The sequence below is a fragment of the Haemophilus influenzae genome (assembly GCF_900475755.1).
In the GTDB taxonomy this organism is placed as follows: domain Bacteria; phylum Pseudomonadota; class Gammaproteobacteria; order Enterobacterales; family Pasteurellaceae; genus Haemophilus; species Haemophilus influenzae_D.
On the sequence record NZ_LS483411.1, the window covers coordinates 1,195,340 to 1,219,253 of the forward strand.

18 protein-coding genes, 1 tRNA gene, 1 pseudogene and 1 riboswitch are annotated in these 23,914 nt (G+C 37.7%); of the genes and pseudogenes, 12 read left to right on the forward strand and 8 right to left on the reverse strand.

The window, feature by feature from the left end:
• Positions 1-183 precede the first annotated feature (183 nt).
• The 5 genes from radA (at position 184) to DQN24_RS05960 (ending at position 6,964) form a co-directional block, all read left to right on the forward strand.
• Positions 184-1,560 carry a DNA repair protein RadA gene (radA, locus tag DQN24_RS05940; protein WP_005687696.1) on the forward strand — a complete coding sequence of 459 codons (1,377 nt, stop codon included), beginning with the start codon at positions 184-186 and terminating at the stop codon, positions 1,558-1,560.
• Between the two features lie 127 nt (positions 1,561-1,687).
• Positions 1,688-2,167: a leucine-responsive transcriptional regulator Lrp gene (gene lrp, locus DQN24_RS05945; RefSeq protein WP_005653255.1), complete on the forward strand. Its 480-nt coding sequence runs from the start codon at positions 1,688-1,690 to the stop codon at positions 2,165-2,167.
• Between the two features lies 1 nt (position 2,168).
• Complete coding sequence (locus DQN24_RS05950; RefSeq protein ID WP_111695529.1) at positions 2,169-4,928, forward strand: DNA translocase FtsK; 2,760 nt, start codon at positions 2,169-2,171, stop codon at positions 4,926-4,928.
• Positions 4,929-4,945: 17 nt separating this feature from the next.
• Positions 4,946-5,563 (forward strand): outer membrane lipoprotein chaperone LolA, encoded by a 618-nt coding sequence (gene lolA / locus DQN24_RS05955; RefSeq protein WP_111695530.1) that lies wholly within the window; start codon positions 4,946-4,948, stop codon positions 5,561-5,563.
• A gap of 60 nt (positions 5,564-5,623) precedes the next feature.
• Positions 5,624-6,964 (forward strand): replication-associated recombination protein A, encoded by a 1,341-nt coding sequence (locus DQN24_RS05960; RefSeq protein WP_111695531.1) that lies wholly within the window; start codon positions 5,624-5,626, stop codon positions 6,962-6,964.
• An 86-nt stretch (positions 6,965-7,050) separates the two neighbouring features.
• Here the strand turns inward: DQN24_RS05960 and aroA are convergent, their stop codons facing one another.
• From aroA to DQN24_RS05975, 3 genes are all read right to left on the reverse strand, one after another.
• On the reverse strand, positions 7,051-8,349 hold the full coding sequence (gene aroA, locus DQN24_RS05965) for a 3-phosphoshikimate 1-carboxyvinyltransferase (protein WP_111695532.1): 1,299 nt from the start codon (positions 8,347-8,349) through the stop codon (positions 7,051-7,053).
• Positions 8,349-9,185 carry a formyltetrahydrofolate deformylase gene (purU, locus tag DQN24_RS05970; RefSeq protein WP_105886326.1) on the reverse strand — a complete coding sequence of 279 codons (837 nt, stop codon included), beginning with the start codon at positions 9,183-9,185 and terminating at the stop codon, positions 8,349-8,351. The genes aroA and purU overlap by 1 nt, the downstream gene beginning before the upstream one ends.
• A 70-nt stretch (positions 9,186-9,255) precedes the next feature.
• Positions 9,256-9,660: an H-NS family nucleoid-associated regulatory protein gene (locus DQN24_RS05975; protein ID WP_050848658.1), complete on the reverse strand. Its 405-nt coding sequence runs from the start codon at positions 9,658-9,660 to the stop codon at positions 9,256-9,258.
• 216 nt (positions 9,661-9,876) lie between these two features.
• Positions 9,877-10,053, forward strand: a riboswitch (Lysine riboswitch).
• A 57-nt stretch (positions 10,054-10,110) separates the two neighbouring features.
• Here DQN24_RS05975 and DQN24_RS05980 point away from each other — a divergent pair.
• From DQN24_RS05980 to ilvN, 3 genes are all read left to right on the forward strand, one after another.
• Complete coding sequence (locus DQN24_RS05980; RefSeq protein ID WP_145983613.1) at positions 10,111-11,631, forward strand: Na+/H+ antiporter NhaC family protein; 1,521 nt, start codon at positions 10,111-10,113, stop codon at positions 11,629-11,631.
• A gap of 266 nt (positions 11,632-11,897) precedes the next feature.
• Positions 11,898-13,619 carry an acetolactate synthase 3 large subunit gene (locus DQN24_RS05985; protein WP_111695534.1) on the forward strand — a complete coding sequence of 574 codons (1,722 nt, stop codon included), beginning with the start codon at positions 11,898-11,900 and terminating at the stop codon, positions 13,617-13,619.
• Positions 13,619-14,110, forward strand: a complete 492-nt coding sequence (gene ilvN / locus DQN24_RS05990) for an acetolactate synthase small subunit (RefSeq protein ID WP_005691276.1) — start codon at positions 13,619-13,621, stop codon at positions 14,108-14,110. Before DQN24_RS05985 ends, ilvN begins: the two co-directional genes overlap by 1 nt.
• Before the next feature lie 291 nt (positions 14,111-14,401).
• Here ilvN and argS read toward each other — a convergent pair whose 3' ends face one another.
• Entirely contained in the window at positions 14,402-16,135 is a 1,734-nt protein-coding gene (argS, locus tag DQN24_RS05995; protein ID WP_050848661.1) for an arginine--tRNA ligase, read from the reverse strand.
• 79 nt (positions 16,136-16,214) lie between these two features.
• Here argS and DQN24_RS06000 point away from each other — a divergent pair, with 79 nt between their 5' ends.
• The 3 genes and pseudogenes from DQN24_RS06000 to DQN24_RS06010 all read left to right on the forward strand — a co-directional run bounded on the left by DQN24_RS06000 (position 16,215) and on the right by DQN24_RS06010 (position 17,574).
• Positions 16,215-16,784: a VOC family protein gene (locus DQN24_RS06000; RefSeq protein ID WP_050848662.1), complete on the forward strand. Its 570-nt coding sequence runs from the start codon at positions 16,215-16,217 to the stop codon at positions 16,782-16,784.
• Between the two features lie 5 nt (positions 16,785-16,789).
• Positions 16,790-17,087 (forward strand): annotated as a pseudogene (locus tag DQN24_RS09125) (hypothetical protein).
• A 22-nt stretch (positions 17,088-17,109) separates the two neighbouring features.
• Positions 17,110-17,574, forward strand: coding sequence for a glycine zipper 2TM domain-containing protein (locus DQN24_RS06010; protein ID WP_011272483.1), 465 nt, complete (start codon positions 17,110-17,112; stop codon positions 17,572-17,574).
• Positions 17,575-17,747: 173 nt separating this feature from the next.
• Here DQN24_RS06010 and pgi read toward each other — a convergent pair whose 3' ends face one another.
• From pgi to pyk, 4 genes are all read right to left on the reverse strand, one after another.
• Positions 17,748-19,397: a glucose-6-phosphate isomerase gene (pgi, locus tag DQN24_RS06015; protein ID WP_111695535.1), complete on the reverse strand. Its 1,650-nt coding sequence runs from the start codon at positions 19,395-19,397 to the stop codon at positions 17,748-17,750.
• A 95-nt stretch (positions 19,398-19,492) separates the two neighbouring features.
• The gene (alr, locus tag DQN24_RS06020) at positions 19,493-20,575 is read right to left on the reverse strand and encodes an alanine racemase (protein ID WP_021035292.1); all 1,083 of its coding nucleotides are present in this window, start codon (positions 20,573-20,575) and stop codon (positions 19,493-19,495) included.
• 9 nt (positions 20,576-20,584) lie between these two features.
• Positions 20,585-22,000 (reverse strand): replicative DNA helicase, encoded by a 1,416-nt coding sequence (locus DQN24_RS06025; RefSeq protein ID WP_257286130.1) that lies wholly within the window; start codon positions 21,998-22,000, stop codon positions 20,585-20,587.
• Between the two features lie 129 nt (positions 22,001-22,129).
• Positions 22,130-23,566, reverse strand: coding sequence for a pyruvate kinase (gene pyk / locus DQN24_RS06030; protein ID WP_050847580.1), 1,437 nt, complete (start codon positions 23,564-23,566; stop codon positions 22,130-22,132).
• Positions 23,567-23,794: 228 nt separating this feature from the next.
• On the opposite strand from pyk, the gene DQN24_RS06035 reads away from it, so the two are divergent.
• A tRNA-Val gene (locus tag DQN24_RS06035) sits at positions 23,795-23,871 on the forward strand.
• Positions 23,872-23,914: the final 43 nt, after the last annotated feature.

Below are 23,914 nucleotides of genomic sequence, written 5' to 3' on the forward strand. Positions count from 1 at the left end.
TCCCCAAAGGGGGCTAGTATAACCATAATTAACTGAGGGGATTTAATGTAACCTAGGGTAGGTATACCCTAGGCTAGTCTCAGTGCTACCCCGTTGGGGTAGTTTGATGTTTCCCAAAAGGGAACCACTATAAACATAAATTAACTGTGGGTATACTTACCCACGGCAAATACGGAGAATGAAATGGCTAAAGCCCCGAAAACAGCTTATGTATGTAACGATTGTGGTGCAGAGTTTTCTCGTTGGCAAGGGCAATGTTCGGCTTGTAAAGCGTGGAATACCATTACGGAAGTGCGGTTAATTTCCACGGCAAAATCAAAAAATGATCGTTTTAGTGGCTATGCGGGGGAAACTCAGGCAAAAATTCAAACCCTTTCTGAAATTAGTTTGCAAGAAACACCACGTTTTTCCAGTGGCTTTAATGAACTAGATCGGGTATTGGGCGGCGGGATCGTACCGGGCAGTGCGATTTTAATTGGTGGGCATCCTGGTGCAGGGAAAAGTACCTTGTTATTACAAGTTATGTGTGGTTTGGCGAAAAATATGACCGCACTTTATGTGACGGGAGAGGAATCGTTACAACAGGTTGCGATGCGTGCTAGTCGATTGGGATTGCCAAACGATCAATTAAAAATGTTGTCAGAAACCTCTGTGGAACAGATTTGTAATTTGGCGGATCAATTAAAACCGCAAATTATCGTGGTGGATTCCATCCAAGTAATGCATTTGGCAGATATTCAATCATCGCCAGGCAGTGTAGCTCAAGTGCGTGAATGTGCTTCTTTCCTCACTCGTTATGCGAAAACCCGCCAAGTTGCCATTATTATGGTGGGGCATGTAACGAAAGACGGAACCCTTGCAGGGCCGAAAGTGTTAGAGCATGCGATTGACTGTTCATTACTATTAGAAGGCGAAGCCGATTCTCGCTATCGTACTTTACGCAGTCATAAAAACCGTTTTGGTGCGGTGAATGAATTAGGTGTATTTGGTATGACTGAACAAGGTTTGCGAGAAGTGAAAAATCCATCGGCGATCTTTTTAAGTCGTGGGGATGAGATTACATCGGGCAGTTCCGTGATGGTGCTTTGGGAAGGCACCCGCCCTCTTTTAGTTGAAATTCAAGCTTTAGTAGATCATTCAATGTTGGCGAATCCTCGCCGTGTTGCGGTGGGATTAGAGCAAAATCGTTTGTCGTTGTTATTGGCGGTTTTACATAGACACGGAGGTTTGCAAATGGCGGATCAAGATGTCTTTGTAAATGTCGTTGGTGGTGTAAAAGTTAGTGAAACAAGTGCGGATTTAGCCTTATTGCTTGCGTTAATTTCTAGTTTCCGTAATCGCCCTTTGCCGCAAGATTTAGTGATTTTTGGCGAAGTTGGATTAGCGGGAGAAATTCGTCCTGTGCCAAGTGGACAGGAACGTATTAGCGAGGCTGCAAAACACGGTTTTAAACGTGCTATTGTTCCTTTTGGTAATAAGCCGAAAAGTGCGGTCGAAAATATGCAGGTTTTTACTGTAAAAAAACTCACGGATGCGCTCGCTGTGTTAGATAATTTATAAAAAAATCATTGCCTACTGAAAATGAAAATGAAAATGAAAATGAAAATGAAAATGAAAATGAAAATGAAAATGAAAGTGAAATTCTGTAGAATAGTTGTTCCTTTTTATGTGTAAAGAAATAAAGAAAATGGAAAAAAAACGAAATAAAGCATTGGATGCGATAGATATAAAAATTCTGAATGAATTACAACGCAATGGTAAAATTTCCAATATCGATTTGTCGAGAAAAGTGGGGCTTTCGCCAACGCCTTGTTTAGAACGCGTTAAACGTTTGGAAAAACAAGGTGTGATTATGGGGTATCGCGCGCTGTTAAATCCAGAATTATTGGATGCGCCATTGCTAGTAATTGTTGAAATTACATTAGTACGGGGTAAGCCCGATGTGTTTGAAGAATTTAATGCGGCGATTCAAGAGTTAGATGAAATTCAAGAATGCCATTTGGTATCGGGCGATTTTGATTATTTATTAAAAACTCGTGTGGCAGATATGGCTGAATACCGAAAATTGCTGGGGACGACATTATTGCGTTTACCAGGTGTAAATGACACTCGCACTTATGTTGTGATGGAAGAAGTAAAACAAACTAATTTCCTTGTATTGAAATGATATGATTAAACAAATTACAGAACGATTTACGCCAAGACAGTATTTAGCTGAATTTTTGCTAGGATTGACCGCACTTTTTGGACTTTATTTGATTGTTGCTTGGTCAAGTTATACGCCTCTTGATAATTCTTGGGCTACAGCCAGCGCGTATGGAAACACAATTAATAAAGTGGGGACATTTGGAGCGTGGATAATCGATCTTTTTTTTGTTTTTTTTGGCTATGTCGCCCATATTATTCCTTTCACCGCTTTTCTCGTGCCTATTTATTTATTGAAAACAAAAGCAGTTAAACATCTTTCCTGCACTCGAATTATTCTGCGTAGTTTCGGATTTATTATGCTGATTATTGGGCTTTGTGTAGTGAGTATGTTGCTTTTATCAAGTAATACTTTTTATTTGAGTGGCGGCGTATTGGGTGGATCGCTTGTTGTAAATTGGTTTTATCCTGTATTAGGTAAATTCGGTTCAATTTTAATTGGTTTTGTGTTTGCTTTAATTGGCTTTATTTTTTGTTCTGGCGCATCATTAATTCGATTAATTGTTGCATTTTATTATTGGCTAACAATGAAGAATGAGCAATCAGAAAATGCTGAACAAGAAAAATCAACAGAAGAATTAGAGCAAATCGTGATTGTAAAATCAGATCGTTCAGAAACAGAAAATCTAGATCAAAATCCTCTCAATGTAGAACAAAACAGTGAAATAGAAACAGTAAAGCCATCATTAGAAGCAGAAAATATTTCAATTGACGCATCTTCATCACATTTAATTAATATTAGCGGGTTAAATCCAGAGGTTTCTATAAAATCAGAATATGAACTCGCTAACGAAGATAGTGAAAAACCGCAATTTTCTTTTGGGTTTGATTCTGAAAGCTTGCCTAGTGTGAATTTATCGAGTGATTCAGATGAACAAAGAGTAAGTAAAAATGATTTTGTAGCAGTTTGGAATAAGCCTGTAAAAACAGTTGTTCAAGAAGATCTAGCAATTAATCAAAGTGCGGATGATTTTACGCAAGTTTCTTTGCTGACAAATGATGAAATGCCAACAGTTTCATTAAAATCAACGTCTGATACTGAAATGGCAGATAATCATTTTGCTGCTCAAGTTGATGAAAAGGTAGATTTAGAAAAAGATGAAGTGAAATTTAGCGTATCTTTACAGAATAATGTGGGCGCAATTGAATTAGACAAAAATCAAGAGCCTAATTATAAAGGTTACAGTGGTAGTTTGATTCATCCTGCATTTCAACAGCAAACAACAAAACGTGAAAAACCGAGTACGCCATTACCTAGTTTGAACTTGCTTTCAAAACATCCGCCAAGTGAACAACGTATTACACCAGATGAAATAATGGAAACCTCACAGCGTATTGAACAACAATTACGCAATTTTAATGTAAAAGCCAGCGTAAAAGATGTGCTTGTTGGCCCTGTTGTTACGCGTTATGAATTAGAATTACAGCCCGGTGTGAAAGCATCAAAAGTTACGAGCATCGATACCGATTTAGCAAGAGCATTGATGTTTCGTTCTATTCGCGTGGCAGAGGTTATTCCGGGTAAACCTTATATTGGTATTGAAACCCCAAATCTTCATCGTCAAATGGTGCCATTACGTGATGTGTTAGATAGCAATGAATTCTGTGATAGCAAGGCAACTTTACCTATTGCTTTAGGGAAAGATATTAGTGGAAAACCAGTCATTGTTGATTTAGCGAAAATGCCACATTTATTAGTGGCAGGTTCCACGGGATCAGGTAAGTCTGTTGGTGTGAATACGATGATTTTAAGTTTACTTTATCGTGTTCAGCCAGAAGATGTGAAATTCATCATGATCGATCCTAAAGTTGTCGAACTTTCTGTTTATAATGATATTCCGCATTTACTGACACCAGTTGTAACGGATATGAAAAAAGCCGCTAATGCGTTGCGTTGGTGCGTAGATGAAATGGAACGTCGTTATCAGTTGCTTTCAGCTCTACGAGTACGCAATATTGAAGGTTTTAACGAAAAAATTGATGAATATGACGCAATGGGAATGCCAGTGCCGAATCCAATTTGGCGACAGGGCGATACAATGGATGCAATGCCCCCCGCATTGAAAAAATTGAGTTATATTGTGGTTATTGTCGATGAGTTTGCTGATTTAATGATGGTGGCGGGTAAGCAAATCGAAGAACTCATTGCACGGTTGGCACAAAAAGCCCGAGCCATTGGTATCCATTTAATTTTAGCCACACAACGCCCCTCTGTGGATGTGATTACTGGTTTAATTAAAGCAAATATTCCAAGTCGCATTGCTTTTACCGTTGCAAGTAAAATTGATTCACGCACTATCCTTGATCAAGGTGGCGCAGAGGCTCTTTTGGGGCGTGGAGATATGCTTTATTCTGGACAAGGTTCATCTGATTTAATTCGCGTACACGGAGCCTATATGAGTGATGATGAAGTTATCAATATTGCGGATGATTGGCGAGCGCGCGGTAAGCCTGATTATATCGATGGCATTTTAGAAAGCGAAGACGATGAAGATAATGCAGAAAAAGGAATATCAAGTGGTGGAGAATTAGATCCACTTTTTGATGAAGTAATGGATTTTGTTATTAATACTGGTACAACTTCAGTATCTTCTATTCAACGTAAATTCAGCGTAGGTTTTAACCGAGCCGCTCGCATTATGGACCAAATGGAAGAACAAGGGATTGTCAGCCCAATGCAAAATGGTAAGCGTGAAATTTTATCACATCGTCCAGAATACTAATTTAAAAGGAAAGTAAAATGAAAAAAACAACTCTAAAATTTACCGCACTTGCATTGCTTGGTCTGAGTAATTTTGCATTGGCTGATGCGGCAAGTGAATTGCAAATGCGTTTGGCTAAAGTCGATGTTTTAAGCGCAGAATTTGTGCAAACAGTGACTTCTAGAAGTGGCAAAAATGTTCAACAAGGAAGTGGCAAACTTCAAATTAAACGCCCAAATTTATTCCGCATGGAGACTAAAACCCCTCAAGAAACCCAGATTATTTCTGATGGTAAAACCTTATGGTTCTACGATCCATTTGTGCAACAAGTAACAGCACAATGGGTGAAAGATGCAGTGAATAATACGCCCTTTGTTTTACTTACCAGCAATGATAATAGCCATTGGCATCAATATACGGTAACACAACAAGCGGATACCTTTGTGTTAAAACCAACCTTATCAACAAGCAACATCAAGCAATTTGATATTCGTGTTGATGTTAATGGAATATTGCGAAATTTCAGTACGACAGAGAAAGATGGTCAAACCAATCTTTATGTTTTACGTAATATTACTAATCAAGCCTTGTCTGATAGCTTGTTCCAATTCAAGCCAGAAAAAGGCGTTGAAGTGGATGATCAACGTAAAAAATAACAAATGATCATTTTAAATAAGGGCGTAGAAATACGCCCTTCAATCTTGTGAGAAATAAACATGTCGAACTTCAATTTTGATTTTGCCGAAAATGATTTTCGTCCACTGGCGGCAAGAATGCGTCCAACGAGTCTAGAACAGTATTTTGGGCAAAGCCATTTAATTGGCGAGGGCAAACCACTGCGAAAAGCGATTCAAGCTGGACATATTCATTCTATGATTTTCTGGGGGCCACCAGGTACGGGGAAAACAACACTCGCAGAAATTATTGCTCAGCGTATTAATGCGGAAGTTGAACGAATTTCTGCGGTAACGAGTGGTATCAAAGAAATTCGTGAAGCCATTGATCGTGCAAAACAAAATCGTCTTGCGGATCGTAAAACTATCTTATTTGTGGATGAAGTGCATCGTTTTAATAAAAGCCAGCAAGATGCATTTTTACCGCATATTGAAGACGGAACTGTTATTTTCATTGGGGCGACAACAGAAAATCCCTCTTTTGAGCTAAATAATGCGTTGCTTTCTCGTGCCCGAGTGTATGTGCTGAAATCACTTACAACGGCTGAAATTGAACAAGTTTTGCAGCAAGCTGTAGAAGATCCTGAACGAGGATTGGGTAAAGAGCGGTTAATTTTAGAAGAGAATTTACTGCAAGTACTTGCCGAATATGTTAATGGGGATGCTCGATTAGCCTTGAATTGCCTCGAATTAATGGTGGATATGGCGGATGAAACGGAAAATGGAAAGAAAATTGACCGCACTTTATTAAAAGAAGTCCTGGGCGAACGTCAAGCGAGATTTGATAAACAAGGCGATCGTTTCTATGATTTAATTTCTGCGCTACATAAATCTGTCCGAGGTTCTGCTCCAGATGCTGCGTTGTATTGGTATGCAAGAATTTTAACGGCAGGTGGCGATCCTCTATATGTCGCGCGCCGATTACTTGCCATTGCTTCAGAAGATGTGGGAAATGCAGATCCTCGCGCTATGCAAGTCGCATTGGCTGCATGGGACTGCTTTACTAGAGTGGGGGCTTATGAAGGGGAGCGTGCCATTGCCCAAGCCATCATTTATCTTGCGGTTGCTCCAAAAAGCAATGCAATTTATACGGCGTTTAACACTGCGAAACAGCAGGCTAAAGATTTGCCCGATTATGATGTTCCCCCACATTTACGCAATGCGCCGACTAATTTAATGAAAGAGCTTGGCTATGGTGCTGAATATCGTTATGCCCACGATGAACCTAACGCTTATGCAGCTGGTGAAAATTATTTCCCGCCTGAATTAAAAGACACTCAATATTATTTTCCGATGAATAGAGGTATGGAAATTCAGATTAAGGAAAAACTAGAACGTTTACATGAGCAAGATAAAAGTGCGGTAAAAAAACGGTATAAATAATCTCAACTTGGGATTTGTTTTTAAGAATGGAATGAAAGTGCGGTCAATTTTGAAAACTTTTTTGAAATTGACCGCACTTTTTTAATTTAACCTCTTAAGCAGATTTTCTCAAATTCACTAAAGAATGTTGGGAAGGTTTTGGCAGTACATTTAGGATCTAAAATTGTCACTGGTGTGTTTGATAGTGCGATTAGAGAAAAACACATTGCCATACGGTGATCGTTATAAGTTTCAATATTGGCATGTTTAAATTGATTGAGTGCAAGCGGTTGAATACGAATAAAATCTTCGCCTTCTTCGACTTCTGCACCGACTTTACGTAGTTCAGTTGCCATAGCCGTTAAACGATCTGTTTCTTTCACACGCCAGTTATAAATATTGCGAATGACGGTTTCGCCGTTGGCAAAAAGTGCGGTGGTTGCAATCGTCATTGCGGCATCTGGAATGTGGTTCATATCCATATCAATGCCATTTAATTCAGCGTGTTCGGCTTGGATAAAATCCTCTCCCCAAGTGATTTTTGCCCCCATTTTCTCTAATACATCAGCAAATAAACGATCGCCCTGAATTGAGTTTTTGCCAATGCCTGTTACTTTCACTTTTCCTTTAATTGCTCCAGCTGCGAGAAAGTAAGAGGCTGATGAGGCATCCCCTTCTACCAAATATTTATTAGGCGAAATATAGGATTGATTGCCCTTAACTTGAAATTTTTGGTAGTGATGATTTTCAACCTTAACACCAAAATCTCGCATCATTGCAAGGGTAATGTCAATATAGGGTTTAGAGACTAGTTCACCGATAATTTCTATTTCTGTGTCATTTTCTGCAAGTGGCGCAGACATTAAAAGTGCGGTCAAAAATTGAGATGAAATTGAACCATCAATTTTGACTTTTCCACCTTTTATCCCTTTGTTGCGAATTGCGAGCGGAGGATAACCTTCATTTTCTAAGTAGCGAATATTAGCCCCCGCTTGGCGTAAAGCATCGACTAAATGAAGAATAGGCCGTTCTTTCATACGAGGCTCGCCAGTTAAGATGATTTTGCTTTCGGTTTCTCCTTTTAAGCAAAGTGCAGCGGTTAATGGGCGCATTGCCGTCCCCGCATTGCCAAGAAAGAGTGAAAGATTATTCTGCATATTGAATGCTCCGCCTAATCCTTCTACTTCACAAATAGTTTTATCATCAGACAGTTGATAGCGTACGCCTAATGCTTTGAGGGCGTTAAGCATATGTCGAATATCATCGCTATCTAATAAATTGGTTACTTTTGTTGTGCCTTTAGCTAAGGCGGCTAAAAGTAATGCGCGATTCGATAAACTTTTAGAACCTGGTAAATTAATTGTTCCTTCAACCGCACTTATTGGTGCAAGAGTAATTTTTTCCATTACAACACCACCGTTTTATTTTTATAAACAAAAATTCTATCGTGTAAAGCGAGATCAAGGGCGCGACTTAACACGGTTTTTTCCACATCACGACCAGCACGCATCATCGCTTCTGCATTATAAGTATGATCCACATTAATCACATTTTGCATAATGATTGGGCCTTGATCTAATTCGTTATTAATAAAATGTGCCGTTGCACCAATAATTTTTACACCGCGTTCATAGGCTTGTTGATAAGGCTTGGCACCAATAAAAGCAGGCAAGAATGAATGATGGATATTAATCACTCGATTTGGATAACGCGCGACAAATTCAGGGTTTAGCACACGCATATATTTAGCGAGAACAATATAATCTGGCGTATATTCATCAATTTTTTCTGCCAGTAATTTGTCGTGTTCTACACGGGTTAAGTTTTCGTGGCTAACTAAATGAAATGGAATATTAAAACGTTCAACAAGTTCACGTAAATTATAGTGATTGCCGATTACGGCTGCAATTTCTACATCAAGCGCACCATAATAATTTTTCATTAAAATATCGCCGAGGCAGTGAGCTTCTTTGGTGACTAAAATTACAATTCGCTTACGTTGGGTGCGAATTAATCGACAATTCGTTTCTTCGGGTAAGCTATATTTTAGATCTTCTAATAAAGTAGCTTCGTTAAAAATACCTTCCAATTCTGTGCGCATAAAGAAATGTTTGGTTTCAAAATCTACAAATTCATTATTATGAAGAATATTTAGTTGATGTTTGTAACAAATATTAGTTATTTTTGCGATTAAGCCTTTATCATCAGGGCAATCAGTGAGTAATATTTTTTTTTCGATCATAATGTTGTGTGCTATGTTTAGATAAAAAAATAGAACCCATAAAAATGAGTTCTAGTTTCAAATAGAAAAATTAAATTTCGAAATCAGATAATGATTTACCTTTGTTCAATGCATTTTGAATTGGACGTGGTGTGCGACCTTGACCCGTCCAAGTTTTATGCTCGCCATTTTCATCAATAAAGGCATATTTTGCAGGGCGTGGAGCACGTTTTGCTCGAGTGGATACAGTTGTTGTGCCAAAAATTTCGCGTAATTCTTCAGGCGTAATACCTTCTTTTTCCATTAATTCTTTATATTTAACTAAACGTTCTTTACGTTCAGTTTCTGCTTTAATTAATTCTGCTTCATTAGTGCGTTTTTCTTCGATAGCTGTTTGTAATTTTTCTAGGGCATTTTCTGCTTGTTCTAACGTTAATTCACGTACAGCTGCGCGTAAACTACGAAGATTTGTTAAACCTCTTACTAATTCGTTCATAATAAACCTCAATAAATAACATTAAATGTGGGGAAATTTATTTAATAATAGAGAAAATAAAATTTATTGTAAATATCTATTATTAAATAAATGGTCGGAACAGATATATATTTATATTTTTTTGTGTTTATTTTCTTTATATTTTTATTCGAGTTTATAAATTTTTTACAAAATCTGTTGGCATTTTGTTTGTTTTACGGTAATCTCTCGAATTACTGCAAAAGTAGAGGTGCAATTATTATAAGTATTTTTTCAGAGTGGATAACGAAGAAGAAAAAAGAAAGGAATAGTTGCCGAAATCAAATAAAAGTCATTTTGTTTGGTTGGTGGCGTACTCGAAAGGGGCGGCACTGTCATAGTTTTTCTGATTAACTATGGAGCGCTACGGTTGTTCTGGTCTTATTCTGTCCTGTGCTTTCCGTTCTCTCCATTAATTATAGGTATTATTTAATGGAACTTATTGATTTTTCATCATCTGTTTGGTCAATCGTCCCTGCCTTGTTGGCGATAATTTTGGCGATAGCAACTCGCCGTGTTTTGGTTTCCCTTAGTGCGGGGATTATTATTGGATCATTAATGTTAAGCGATTGGCAAATCGGCAGTACATTTAATTATTTGGTAAAAAATGTGGTTTCTTTGGTTTATGCTGATGGTGAAATCAATTCAAATATGAATATTGTTTTGTTCTTATTATTGCTTGGTGTTTTAACCGCACTTTTAACCGTATCAGGCAGTAATCGTGCCTTTGCTGAATGGGCGCAAAGCCGTATTAAAGGTCGTCGCGGTGCTAAATTATTAGCGGCATCATTGGTTTTTGTTACTTTTATTGATGATTATTTCCATAGTCTCGCTGTAGGTGCAATTGCTCGTCCTGTGACAGATCGTTTTAAAGTTTCTCGTGCGAAACTTGCTTATATTTTAGATTCAACGGCAGCACCGATGTGTGTAATGATGCCTGTTTCAAGTTGGGGCGCATATATTATTACCTTAGTAGGCGGTTTATTAGCGACTTATTCCATTACTGAATATACGCCAATTGGTGCATTCGTGGCGATGAGTTCAATGAACTTCTATGCAATTTTTTCCATTATTATGGTGTTTTTTGTGGCATACTTTTCTTTTGATATTGCTTCAATGGTGCGTCACGAAAAATTAGCTTTGGAAAATGCTGAAGATCAGTTGGAAGAAGAAACGGGTGCAAAAGGTCACGTGCGTAATCTTATATTACCTATTTTAGTTTTAATTATTGCTACAGTTTCAATGATGATTTACACGGGAGCTGAGGCATTGGCTGCGGATGGCAAAGTGTTTAGTGTTTTAGGTGCATTTGAAAACACAGTAGTAGGAACATCTTTGGTTGTAGGCGGATTCTGTTCAATTATTATTTCTACTTTATTAATTATCCTTGATCGTCAAGTGAGTGTTCCTGAATATGCACGTTCTTGGATTGTGGGAATTAAATCAATGTCAGGCGCAATCGCAATTTTATTCTTTGCTTGGACAATTAATAAAATCGTAGGCGATATGCAAACAGGTAAATATCTATCTTCTCTTGTGTCTGGTAATATTCCAATGCAATTTTTGCCTGTTATACTTTTTGTTCTTGGTGCAGCGATGGCGTTCTCAACAGGTACTAGCTGGGGGACATTTGGCATTATGTTACCAATTGCCGCAGCAATGGCAGCGAATGCGGCACCAGAATTATTGCTTCCTTGTTTATCTGCAGTAATGGCTGGGGCTGTATGTGGTGATCATTGCTCGCCAGTGTCGGATACAACAATTTTGTCTTCAACGGGAGCAAAATGTAATCATATTGATCACGTTACTACTCAGCTTCCTTATGCTGCCACAGTTGCAACAGCGACTTCTATTGGTTATATTGTGGTAGGGTTTACTTATTCAGGTTTAGCTGGTTTTGCAGCAACGGCAGTTTCATTGATTGTCATTGTATTTGCAGTTAAAAAACGCTAAAAGTGTGATCCAATTCAAAAATTTGAATAAAAAATAATATTTTTACTATTTTATAAAATGCGGCATTTTGTCGCATTTTTTTATTTTTATTGATGGAAGATTTTATAAAAAACTAAATTTTCATTTATCTTTGGTTTTTTATATTTTTTTTAATTGATTTTTTATTGTTTTAGTGGCTAGACAAATTTTTTTTACTTTGTATGATGTGAAACATTGACATAACCTGTTCGTATTTTTAAAAGTGCGGTAAATTTAAGGAGTAAAAGATGAAGAAGTTATCTGGCGCAGAGATGGTGGTTCAATCTTTACGCGATGAAGGCGTAGAGTACGTATTTGGTTATCCTGGTGGGGCGGTATTAGATATTTATGATGCAATTCATACGCTAGGTGGCATTGAACATATTTTAGTTCGTCACGAACAAGCTGCGGTGCATATGGCGGATGGTTATGCACGTTCAACAGGTAAAGTTGGATGTGTGTTAGTGACTTCAGGACCAGGAGCAACAAATGCAATCACTGGAATTTTAACGGCTTACACCGATTCTGTGCCTATGGTTATTATTTCGGGTCAGGTTATGAGTAATTTAATTGGCAGTGATGCTTTCCAAGAATGCGATATGCTAGGTATTTCTCGTCCCGTTGTGAAGCATAGCTTTATTGTAAAAAAGGCGGAAGATATTCCATCTACTTTGAAAAAAGCCTTTTATATTGCGTCTACAGGTCGCCCTGGCCCTGTTGTTGTGGATATTCCAAAAGACACTGTAAATCCTAATTTTAAATATCCTTATGAATACCCAGAATCTGTCGAGTTACGCTCTTATAATCCCACAGTCAATGGGCATAAAGGTCAAATTAAAAAAGCGTTAAAAGCACTTTTAGTGGCGAAGAAACCGATACTTTTCGTCGGTGGTGGCGCAATCACTGCTGAATGTAGTGAGCAGTTAATTCAGTTTGCACAACGCTTAAATTTGCCAGTGACTTCATCGTTAATGGGATTAGGGGCTTATCCAAGTACAGATAAACAATTCTTAGGTATGTTGGGTATGCACGGTACTTTAGAAGCTAATACGGCAATGCACGAAAGTGATCTTATTTTGGGGATTGGCGTTCGTTTTGATGATCGAACAACAAATAATTTAGAAAAATATTGCCCAAATGCAAAAGTGATTCATATTGATATTGATCCAACCTCGATTTCTAAAAATGTGCCAGCCGCGATTCCAATTGTCGGAAATGCGAAAAATGTATTGGAAGAATTTTTGAGTTTATTGAATGAAGAAGGCTTGAGATCGCAAACAGATCTTGAAAGTTGGTGGCAAGAAATCAACCAATGGAAAGCAAAAAAATGTTTGGAATTTGACCGCACTTCTGGTGTGATTAAACCACAACAAGTAATAGAAGCCGTATATCGCCTCACGAAAGGACAAGCCTATGTCGCTTCTGATGTAGGTCAGCACCAAATGTTTGCTGCGTTACATTATCCATTTGATGAACCTCGTCATTGGATTAATTCTGGCGGTGCTGGCACAATGGGTTTTGGTTTTCCTGCGGCACTAGGTGTGAAATTAGCTCATCCTGAAGGAACTGTTGTTTGTGTTACTGGTGATGGCAGTATTCAAATGAATATTCAAGAGCTTTCTACCGCAACCCAATATGGCATTCCAGTTGTTATTATTTGTTTGAATAATCATTTCTTGGGAATGGTAAAACAATGGCAAGACTTGATTTATTCTGGTCGTCATTCACAAACCTATATGAATTCCTTGCCTGATTTTGTGAAATTGGCTGAATCTTACGGTCACGTAGGAATAAAAATTGCTACCCCCGATGAACTTGAAAGCAAATTGCAAGAAGCATTCAGTATTAAAAATAAATTAGTCTTTGTAGATATTAATGTAGATGAATCTGAACACGTTTATCCAATGCAAATTCGTGGTGGCGCAATGAATGAAATGATTTTAAGTAAACCTCAAGAGGAGACAAACTAATGCGTAGAATTTTATCTGTTTTACTCGAAAATGAATCGGGAGCATTATCGCGTGTTGTTGGTTTATTCTCTCAACGTGCCTTTAATATTGAAAGTTTGACGGTGGCGCCAACGGATGATCCAACGCTTTCTCGAATGACTATTGAAGCAGTGGGCGATACTCAAGCATTGGAGCAAATCGAAAAACAACTCCATAAATTAGTGGATGTGTTTAAAGTGGTTAATTTAAGTGAACAGGAACATATAGAACGAGAAATTGTTTTAGCGAAAGTAAGAGCAGTGGGGTCATCTCGCGATGAAATTAAACGATTAGCGGATATTTTCCGCGGTCAAATTGTAGATGTCACGCCAAAGTCTTACACAATTCAATTAAGCGGTACAAATGATAAAGTTGATGCGTTTATTTCTGCATTGAAAGAAGAAACTACATTGTTAGAAATTGTTCGTTCTGGCTTGATTAGTGTATCTCGTGGAGAAAAGAATATTCTCTAAGTTAAAGCAGAAAGTGCGGAAATATTTTTATAGAATTTTACCGCACTTTATTAAAAATATATTTGTTTTTAGTTTTTTTATAAAAAAATCGTGACCAAGTTCACAAATCTAAAAATATGTATTTGCATAACTGATCGGATTTCTTTATTCTGAACCCACTAAAAACAAGTGCTATCTTAAATAGCCGACATCTATTTTGCTTTCCGAGTAGTGCCCCAATGGGGCACTTTTTTTATGCTTATTTACAGAATAAAAAATCCCTTTCGTAAGAAAGGGATTTAATTATCGAAATTACATTTTTTCTACGGTTTTAATACCGAGTAACGCTAAACCTTGTTTCAAGGTTTTTTCCGTTAATAATGCTAATTTCAAACGACTTAATTTTACGGCCTCATCTTCAGCATTTAAAATTGGGCAATGTTCATAGAATGATGAGAATATGCCAGCAAGTTCGTATAAATAAGCACAAAGCACGTGTGGTGTGCCTTCTTTTCCGACAGTTTGCACGGCTTCTTCAAATTGTAGAAGTTTGATTGCAAGCGTTCTTTCTTTATCATCTTTAATAGTTAAAGGTGCAGCCAAAAGTGCGGTTGAATTTATCTCTGTTTTATTAAAGATCGAACGAATACGGGTGTAAGCATATTGCATATAAGGCGCAGTGTTGCCTTCGAAACTTAACATATTATCCCAATCAAAAACATAATCCGTGGTGCGGTTTTTGGATAGATCTGCATATTTTACCGATCCAATACCAATAGCCTCAATCACAGCTTGTTTTTCATCATTAGATAAATTGGTATTTTTTTCATTAATTAATACAGTAGCGCGTTCGATGGCTTCATCTAATAGATCGGCTAATTTTACCGTGCCACCAGTACGAGTTTTAAATGGCTTACCATCTTTACCAAGCATCATCCCAAAGTTTTTATGCTCTAACGAGAAACTGTCTGGTACATAACCTGCTTTACGAGTAATTAACCAAGCTTGTTGCATATGTTGGCTTTGGCGAGTATCTGAAAAAACAAGTGCGCGATTAGCTTTTAATGTTTCATAACGATATTTTGCGGCAGCAATATCGGTTGTAGTGTAAAGGAAACCGCCGTCTTTTTTCTGAACGATCACGCCCATTGGGTCGCCATCTTTATTTTTAAATTCATCTAAATAAACAACCAATGCACCATCATTTTCTACAGCTAAACCTTGTTTTTTAAGATCTTCTACAATGCTTGGTAACATAGGATTATAAAGACTTTCGCCCATTACATCTTTTTCGGTTAAAGTGACGTTTAAGCGATCATAGTTGTGCTGATTTTGTTGCATAGTAATATCGACTAAACGTTTCCACATCGCTCGACAATATTCATCTCCACTTTGTAATTTCACGACGTAATTACGCGCTTTTTCTGCGAATACTTCATCTTCATCGTAATGTTTTTTGGCTTCGCGATAAAAGGCTTCAAGATCTTGCAATTCCATTTCACTGGCGTGTTCGTTTTGCATTTTTTCAAGATAAGCAATAAGCATTCCGAACTGAGTTCCCCAGTCGCCTACGTGGTTAGCGCGGATGACATTGTGACCTAAAAACTCAAGGGTTCTGGCTACAGCATCGCCGATTATCGTAGAGCGTAAATGACCTACGTGCATTTCTTTTGCTACGTTTGGAGAGGAATAATCAATCACAACTGTTTGTTTATTGGTAGCTTGAATACCTAAATTTTTGTGGGAAAGTGCAGCTGAAATTTCAGTTGTTAGCCAAGTTGGATTTAAGAAAATATTGATAAAACCTGGGCCTGCGATTTCTAATTTTTCTGCAATATCAGATAGTTGAAGATTATCTAAAACTTTTTGAGCAAATTCTCGTGGATTTAAACCTAATTTTTTTGCTGCAGCCATAATACCGTTGGCTTGATAATCGCCAAATTGTGGTTTGCCTGATTGACGAACAAGCGCATCACAAGATTGATCAGCGCCTGCAATAACCATTGCTTGTTTAATTTTATCGGATAGAATAGATTGAATATTCACGTTTTTTCCTATGTTCAAATTGAATAATAAAAATAATCGGTTATGATACCGTTCTTTGTATATTTCTCAAAGGGACAAAATGACAAATTTACAGGAAAATTTGACCGCACTTTCAGCAGATTTAGCAACATTTGAAAGAAAAATTCAGCATTTAGCCAAAGAAATGACAATAGATCTGTCTCACTATGAAATCGATCATCTTGCATTACGGGTAAATAGTGAGCAAACTGCTAAAAATTGGCTGATACTTTTATTAAAGTGCGGTAGAATTTTATCTGATAATATTGTTAATGGTCGTAAGATTTATCTTATTGAATTAGAAAAACCAGTTAAATTTGCCAATCAATTTGTGGATATTATTGAACTTCCACTTCCTAAAAATAAAAAATATCCAATTGAAGGTTGGGAACATATTGAGATTGTAGTGCCATTTTTACCGAATGAATCGATAAATGAATGGATTGACCGTGTCAATATGTATTTTTTATGGGACAAATTAACTCACTTAACCATTAAAGTGAGCGATCCTAAGGTGGATGGGGAAAGATTACCAAATCCATCTATTGCAGTAAGTTTTACGGATAAAACAGTAAATCATACTTGCATTAAGGTTCATCCTTATTCTATTAAAAAAATACTTGAGGTTTAGTAATAATGAATAAATTATCACTTGCATTCGTTGTTTTAGCAACAGTAGGCTTGAGTGCTTGTTCTTCTTTTCAAAAAGATGAAAATGCTTTATAAAGGTCAAATCGTTTTTAGCCAAATGGAAGGCGAAAATCTTAAATTAACTATTCGTAAAAATGATTGTTCTGGTAACCAGCAGAAAGGAGAGGAAGTTATTATTGTGCATAAGTATGATTCAACTCTTGCTATTGGGGCTTGTGTGACGGTGTCTAATAATAGCCAAGTAAAGAATATTTCATCATTTTCGCCAAGAAATCCATTTTAATTCTTAAATTAAGGGTATAGATATGAAAAAGAAAACACTAGCATTAGCTATCTTAACTATTTTTAGTGTGGCTGGATGTACGAATACAGATATTTTTAGTGGCGATGTGTATAGTGCATCTCAAGCAAAGGAAGCTCGTTCAATTACTTATGGTACGATTGTTTCTGTGCGTCCTGTTAAGATCCAAGCTGATAATCAAGGCGTAATTGGTACGCTTGGTGGCGGTGCGTTAGGTGGTATTGCGGGTAGTGCAATTGGCGGTGGTCGTGGTCAAGTTATCGCAGCAGTAGTTGGTGCGATTGGTGGTGCAGTAGCTGGAAGCAAAATCGAAGAGAAAGTAAGTCAAGTAAACGGTGCTGAACTTGTAATTAAAAAAGATGATGGTCAAGAGATCGTTGTTGTTCAAAAGGCTGACAGCAGTTTTGTAGCTGGTCGCCGAGTTCGTATTGTTGGTGGCGGCTCGAACTTAAATGTTTCTGTGCTATAACTAATAGCATTAAAGTCTAATATGATTAATCAGTGCCTTAACTTAGTAAGGCACTGATTTTTTATAATTAAACTCATTTAAAATATATATTTATCGTTTATCTAAGATAAATTTAAAGGACTAAATTAGAATTTAGTCCTTAGATAAACTTGGAATTATTCAAATCTAAATAATTAACGCCATACTTTAAATTGATTAATTAATCCATTTGTTGAACTATCGTGGCTTACGACTTTTTCAGAATCTGTTAATTCAGGAAGAATTCTGTTTGCAAGTTGTTTGCCTAGTTCGACACCCCATTGATCGAAGCTAAAGATATTAAAAATCACACCTTGTACGAAGATTTTGTGTTCATACATAGCAATTAATGCACCCAAGGTAAATGGCGTGATTTTTTGAACGAGAATGGAATTAGTTGGCTTATTACCCGTAAATACTTTAAATGGAACGATATTTTTTACATCATCCAAAGATTTACCCGCTTTTATAAATTCAGCCTCGACTTCCTCTTTTGTTTTTCCGAATGCTAATGCTTCTGTTTGTGCGAAGAAGTTTGAAAGCAATTTATTGTGATGATCTGCCAATGGGTTATGGCTTTGAGCGGGTGCGATAAAATCACAAGGAATTAAAGTAGTGCCTTGATGAATTAATTGATAGAACGCATGTTGTCCGTTTGTACCAGGTTCTCCCCAAATGATAGGGCCAGTTTGGTAATTGTTAATGACATTGCCATCACGATCCACATATTTCCCATTTGATTCCATATTACCTTGTTGGAAATAGGCTGCGAAGCGATGTAAATATTGATCATAAGGTAAGATCGCTTCTGTTTGCGCACCAAGGAAATTGGTATTCCATAAACCAACTAAGGCTAAAGTAGTTGGAATATTTTGTTCGATTGGAGCAGAGCGGAAATGTTTATCCATTTCATGCGCACCATTTAATAACGCTTCAAAGTTTTCAAAGCCAATTGATAGTGCAATTGAAAGACCAATAGCTGACCATAAAGAGTAACGACCGCCAACCCAATCCCAAAATTCAAACATATTATTGGTATCAATACCAAATTTTTCTACATCTTTAGCATTGGTTGATAATGCTGCAAAATGTTTTGCAACCGCACTTTCATCTTTCGATGCTTTTAGTAACCAATCACGCGCACTTTGCGCATTTGTCATGGTTTCTTGGGTTGTAAAAGTTTTCGATGCTACTAAGAAAAGTGTTGTTTCTGGATTGACTTTTTTTAAGGTTTCCGCAATATGTGTACCATCGACATTTGAAACAAAGTGCATATTTAGATGATTTTTATACGGGCGAAGTGCTTCGGTTACCATATAAGGGCCTAAGTCAGAGCCACCAATACCAATATTCACGACATCAGTAATCGCTTTGCCTGTATAGCCTTTCCATTCGCCAGAAATAATACGCTGACAGAAATCTTTCATTTTAGCTAGCACCGCATTGACTTCAGGCATAACATCTTTACCATCAACAAGTACTGGAGTATTAGCGCGATTACGGAGTGCAGTATGTAGCACGGCACGATTTTCAGTACGATTGATTTTTTCACCGGTAAACATTGCTTCTTTTGCACTATCAAGAGCGCATTCTTGAGTAAGTTGGCGAAGATGTGAAAGGGTGGTTTGATTGATGTTGTTTTTGGAAAAATCTACAAGAATTTGGTTATTGAATGTTAAAGAATAATCGTCAAAACGATTTTTTTCTTGTTTAAATAAATCTTGGATGGTGGTGTTTGACAATTCAGCTTTATGAGCTTCAAGAGATTTCCACGCATGGGTGTTAGTCGGGTTAATGTTTTTCATGGTATTTCCTTTCATTAAAAATAATTGAAATTTTAACCGCACTTTCTGGAATTTTATTAGGGAGAATGACTCTCTCTGTTCAAAAAATGCAGTGATTAATCAACATATTCAGTTATAACACGCGGTGTTAATTTTGTAATTAGCTCGTAGCTTAAAATGCCTGTGAATTTAGCTACGGTTTCAATAGGTAATTCCTTGCCCCATAGAATTACTTCATCGCCTACCAAATCTTGGCTATCTGCGCCTAAATCAACAGTGAGCATATCCATTGACACACGCCCAACAATTGGTACAAGACGGCCATTTAAATAAACAGGCGTACCTTCTGGCACATCGCGCGGATAACCATCGCCATAACCCATTGCGACCACGCCAATTTTGGTATCTCGTGGGCTTGTCCAAATACCGCCGTAACCTACAGGATCGCCTTGTTTATGATGGCGAACGGCAATTAATGACGAGGTTAAATTCATTACAGGCGTTAAGCCAAACTCTTTACCGATAGTATCAGTTGGAGAAATGCCGTACATAATAATGCCCGGGCGGATACATTCTAAGTGAGATTTTGGCCAGAAAAGAATGCCGCCAGAAGCGGCGATAGTGCGTTCACCTTGTTTATCTTTTGTGGCGGATAAAAAACGATTGATTTGGAGCTGAGTGTAATCTGATTCTAGTTCATCGGCTCGGCTGAAATGGCTGACAAAGCCTAAGTTCGGTTGAATTTGAGGGAGTTTTTTCAGTTCTTGATAAAAATAATCCACTTCATCAAGAGCAACGCCCAAGCGATGCATTCCCGTATCTATTTTTAACCAAACCTTAATTGGACTTGGTAAATTCGCACGTTTTAATGCTTCTAATTGTTCACGATTATGTACAATAGTTTCGATATTATTGACCGCTAAGATGGGCAAATCTTGTTCATTGAAAAAGCCTTCAAGCAATAAAATTGGTTTGGTAATGCCATTGGAGCGTAATGCCAAAGCCTCTTCTAAACGCGCTACGCCAAAGCAATCGACACTTTGTTCTAAGGTTGAAGCAACGAACACAACGCCGTGACCATAAGCATTTGCTTTAACCACAGCAATAATTTTGCTATTTGGTGCTTTTTGTTTAATTATTTCTAAATTCTGTTTTAAGGCGTGCGAACTGATTTTCGCTGTCGCCGGTTTTACGTTCATTATTTTTCCTTAATAATCATCTCGATATTCACGTTGTTCAGCGAGATTGTCGAAGCGTGAAAATTGTCCATTAAATTTTAACCGCACTCGACCAATTGGACCGTTACGCTGCTTACCAATAATAATTTCTGCAACCCCTTTATCTTCCGAGTTATCGTTATAGACTTCATCACGGTAAATAAACATAATCAAGTCAGCATCTTGTTCGATAGAGCCTGATTCACGTAAATCTGAGTTTACAGGGCGTTTGTCTGCACGTTGTTCTAAAGTACGATTTAACTGAGAAAGGGCGACCACTGGCACTTGTAATTCTTTGGCGAGTGCTTTGAGGGAGCGAGAAATTTCTGCGATTTCTAGTGTTCGGTTATCTGAAAATGCGGGTGCGCGCATTAATTGTAAGTAATCCACCATAATCATACTTAATCCACCATTTTCACGATAAACTCGGCGTGCGCGCGAACGAACGTCGGTAGGGGTTAAACCTGAAGAATCATCGATAAAAAGATTATTTTTTTGTTTGAACATTCCCACTACGCTGGCAATTTTGTTCCATTCAATTTCATCTAAATTTTGACCTGTGCGGATTTTGGTTTGATCAACGCGAGCAAGGGAAGCGATCATACGCATCATAATTTGTTCTGCGGGCATTTCTAAACTAAATACTAAAACAGGTTTTTCACTTGCCATTGCAGCATTTTCGCAAAGGTTCATGGCGAAAGTGGTTTTACCCATTGACGGACGTGCCGCAACGATAATTAAGTCAGAAGGCTGTAAACCTGCCGTTTTTTTATCAAGATCAGTAAAGCCAGTTGTAACACCAGTCACACCCGAATGATTTTCAAGCTTGCTTAAAATATCGATTTTTTCAATAGTACTTTCCAATACATTGATCACATTCTGCGGGCCTTCGCTAGAAGTTGTCCGTTTTTCTGCAATCGCAAATACTTCACGCTCAGCTTCATCAAGAATTAACTTAATGTCTTGCCCTTTGGGAGAATAACTATTTTCAGCAATACGATTTCCTACCGAAATAAGTTCTCGTAATATGGCTTTCTCTCTCACAATATCCGCATAAGCCAAAATATTAATTGCGTTCGGGGTATTATTGGAAAGCTCTGCAAGATAGGCAAACCCCCCCACTTCATCGCTTACACCACGGCTTCTTAAGGCTTGATCTAGCGTAATTAAATCAATAGGCGATTGATTACGCATTAGATGTTCCATTTCTGTAAAAATCAGACGGTGTTGAAAAGTATAAAAATCGTCAGCAATAACACGTTCAGCAATGCTATCCCAATGTTGATTACTCAGCAGAATGCCACCCAATACAGCTTGTTCAGCTTCAATTGAGTGCGGGGGAATACTTACTTGTGCCGTTTTTTTGTCAGAAGATTTGATTTGAGGTTGTGATGCCATAGGACTTATTTCGATACTAGAATGTCGCCTATAATACCGCAAATATCTATTGGGTTTAAGTGAAAAGTGCGGTAAAAAAAGGAAATAAAAAACGGTGGAAAATCCACCGCTCTTTATTTAAAGTATTCAGATTATTGATTATTCAACAATTAATGTGCGACAAACGTTAGTTTCTGTCGCACCTTGTCCACCCTGCGTTAGAAGCACTAAATCGCCTACAGATAAATAACCTTTTTCTTTTAATGATTGTAGTGCAGCTTTTGCACCAGCTTCAGTACGGCTATCTTCACCATAGAAAACAGGGGTTACACCGCGGTATAATGCACAAAGATTTAAGGTTTCTTGATGACGAGATAATGCAAAGATTGGTAAACCAGAACTAATACGAGACATTAATAAAGGTGTACGGCCTGAGCTTGTTAATGTAACGATAGCAGCAACACCTTTCATATGGTTTGCTGCATACATTGCAGACATAGCAACAGATTCTTCAATGGCTTCAAATTCTTTATCCATACGGTGACGAGAAACATTAATGCTTGGCATTTTTTCTGCCCCTAAACATACGCCCGCCATTGCCACTACTGTTTCAGAAGGATACTGACCTGCTGCTGTTTCAGCAGAAAGCATAACCGCATCAGTACCATCTAATACTGCGTTTGCAACGTCCATCACTTCAGCACGAGTTGGCATTGGGTTGCTAATCATTGATTCCATCATTTGAGTTGCTGTAATTACTGCACGATTTAATTGACGTGAACGACGGATTAATTTTTTCTGCACGCCAACTAATTCAGGATCGCCAATTTCCACACCTAAATCACCACGAGCAACCATAATTACATCAGATGCTAAAATAATATCGTCCATTGCCTCATCATTAGCAACAGTTTCTGCACGTTCAACTTTAGCAACGATTTTTGCATTTAAACCAGCTTGTTGAGCAAGTTCACGCGCATAATTTAGGTCAGCACTTGAACGAGGGAAAGAAACAGCTAAGAAATCAACGCCAATGCGTGCAGCGGTAATAATGTCTGCTTTATCTTTTTCTGTTAATGCATCTGCAGATAAACCGCCACCTAATTTGTTGATACCTTTATTATTTGATAATGGACCGCCAACAGTGACTTCGGTGAAAACTTTTGCACCATCAGTTGATAATACTTTTAATTGAACACGACCATCATCTAATAAAAGAATATCGCCTGGTACAACATCTTGTGGAAGCGTTTTATAGTCTAAACCAACAGATTCTTGTGTACCTTCGCCTTTTGGCAATTCCGCATCAAGAATGAATTTATCGCCAACTCTTAAGAAAATTTTACCGTCTTTAAAGGTAGAAACACGAATTTTAGGACCTTGTAAATCACCTAAGATTGCCACGGTTTTACCTAATTTTTTCGCGATAGAACGTACACGTTCTGCTCGTTCGATATGATCTTCAGGTGTACCGTGAGAGAAGTTCATACGAACTACGTTTGCGCCCGCTGCGATAATTTTTTCAAGATTGTTATCACGGTCAGTTGATGGGCCCATAGTACATACAATCTTCGTTCTTCTTAGTCTTCTAGACATTATTTACTCCGTCAATAATTACAAAATTTTAAAGGTATTATTTTATTTCGCTACATCTTAGCCAGATAAAAAATCGGTGCAGATTATACGCTTAAAAATTTGGGAAATCAAAAACAGCCCTGTTAGTTAAGGCAAGACGGTTTACTTTTTTGCCAGTTATATCGAGTTTTAAGAAAAATACTTGTTTTCAGATTAAAAATATCTATAATTCCAAACACTTTATACAGTGCGACTATAGCTCAGTTGGTTAGAGCACCACCTTGACATGGTGGGGGTCACTGGTTCGAGTCCAGCTAGTCGCACCAAATTTATTCTTCTTTATTCCCCAATCTTCAGAGAAAAATATAA

Coding starts and splice junctions, on each gene's coding strand:
- radA (WP_005687696.1), top strand. CDS start 184: ATGGCTAAAGCCCCGAAAACAGCTTATGTATGTAACGATTGTGGTGCA.
- DQN24_RS05975 (WP_050848658.1), bottom strand. CDS start 9,660: ATGAACGAATTAGTAAGAGGTTTAACAAATCTTCGTAGTTTACGCGCA.
- DQN24_RS06000 (WP_050848662.1), top strand. CDS start 16,215: ATGACAAATTTACAGGAAAATTTGACCGCACTTTCAGCAGATTTAGCA.
- DQN24_RS05985 (WP_111695534.1), top strand. CDS start 11,898: ATGAAGAAGTTATCTGGCGCAGAGATGGTGGTTCAATCTTTACGCGAT.
- lrp (WP_005653255.1), top strand. CDS start 1,688: ATGGAAAAAAAACGAAATAAAGCATTGGATGCGATAGATATAAAAATT.
- DQN24_RS05950 (WP_111695529.1), top strand. CDS start 2,169: ATGATTAAACAAATTACAGAACGATTTACGCCAAGACAGTATTTAGCT.
- alr (WP_021035292.1), bottom strand. CDS start 20,575: ATGAACGTAAAACCGGCGACAGCGAAAATCAGTTCGCACGCCTTAAAA.
- pgi (WP_111695535.1), bottom strand. CDS start 19,397: ATGAAAAACATTAACCCGACTAACACCCATGCGTGGAAATCTCTTGAA.
- ilvN (WP_005691276.1), top strand. CDS start 13,619: ATGCGTAGAATTTTATCTGTTTTACTCGAAAATGAATCGGGAGCATTA.
- DQN24_RS05960 (WP_111695531.1), top strand. CDS start 5,624: ATGTCGAACTTCAATTTTGATTTTGCCGAAAATGATTTTCGTCCACTG.
- DQN24_RS06010 (WP_011272483.1), top strand. CDS start 17,110: ATGAAAAAGAAAACACTAGCATTAGCTATCTTAACTATTTTTAGTGTG.
- aroA (WP_111695532.1), bottom strand. CDS start 8,349: ATGGAAAAAATTACTCTTGCACCAATAAGTGCGGTTGAAGGAACAATT.
- DQN24_RS05980 (WP_145983613.1), top strand. CDS start 10,111: ATGGAACTTATTGATTTTTCATCATCTGTTTGGTCAATCGTCCCTGCC.
- purU (WP_105886326.1), bottom strand. CDS start 9,185: ATGATCGAAAAAAAAATATTACTCACTGATTGCCCTGATGATAAAGGC.
- pyk (WP_050847580.1), bottom strand. CDS start 23,566: ATGTCTAGAAGACTAAGAAGAACGAAGATTGTATGTACTATGGGCCCA.
- lolA (WP_111695530.1), top strand. CDS start 4,946: ATGAAAAAAACAACTCTAAAATTTACCGCACTTGCATTGCTTGGTCTG.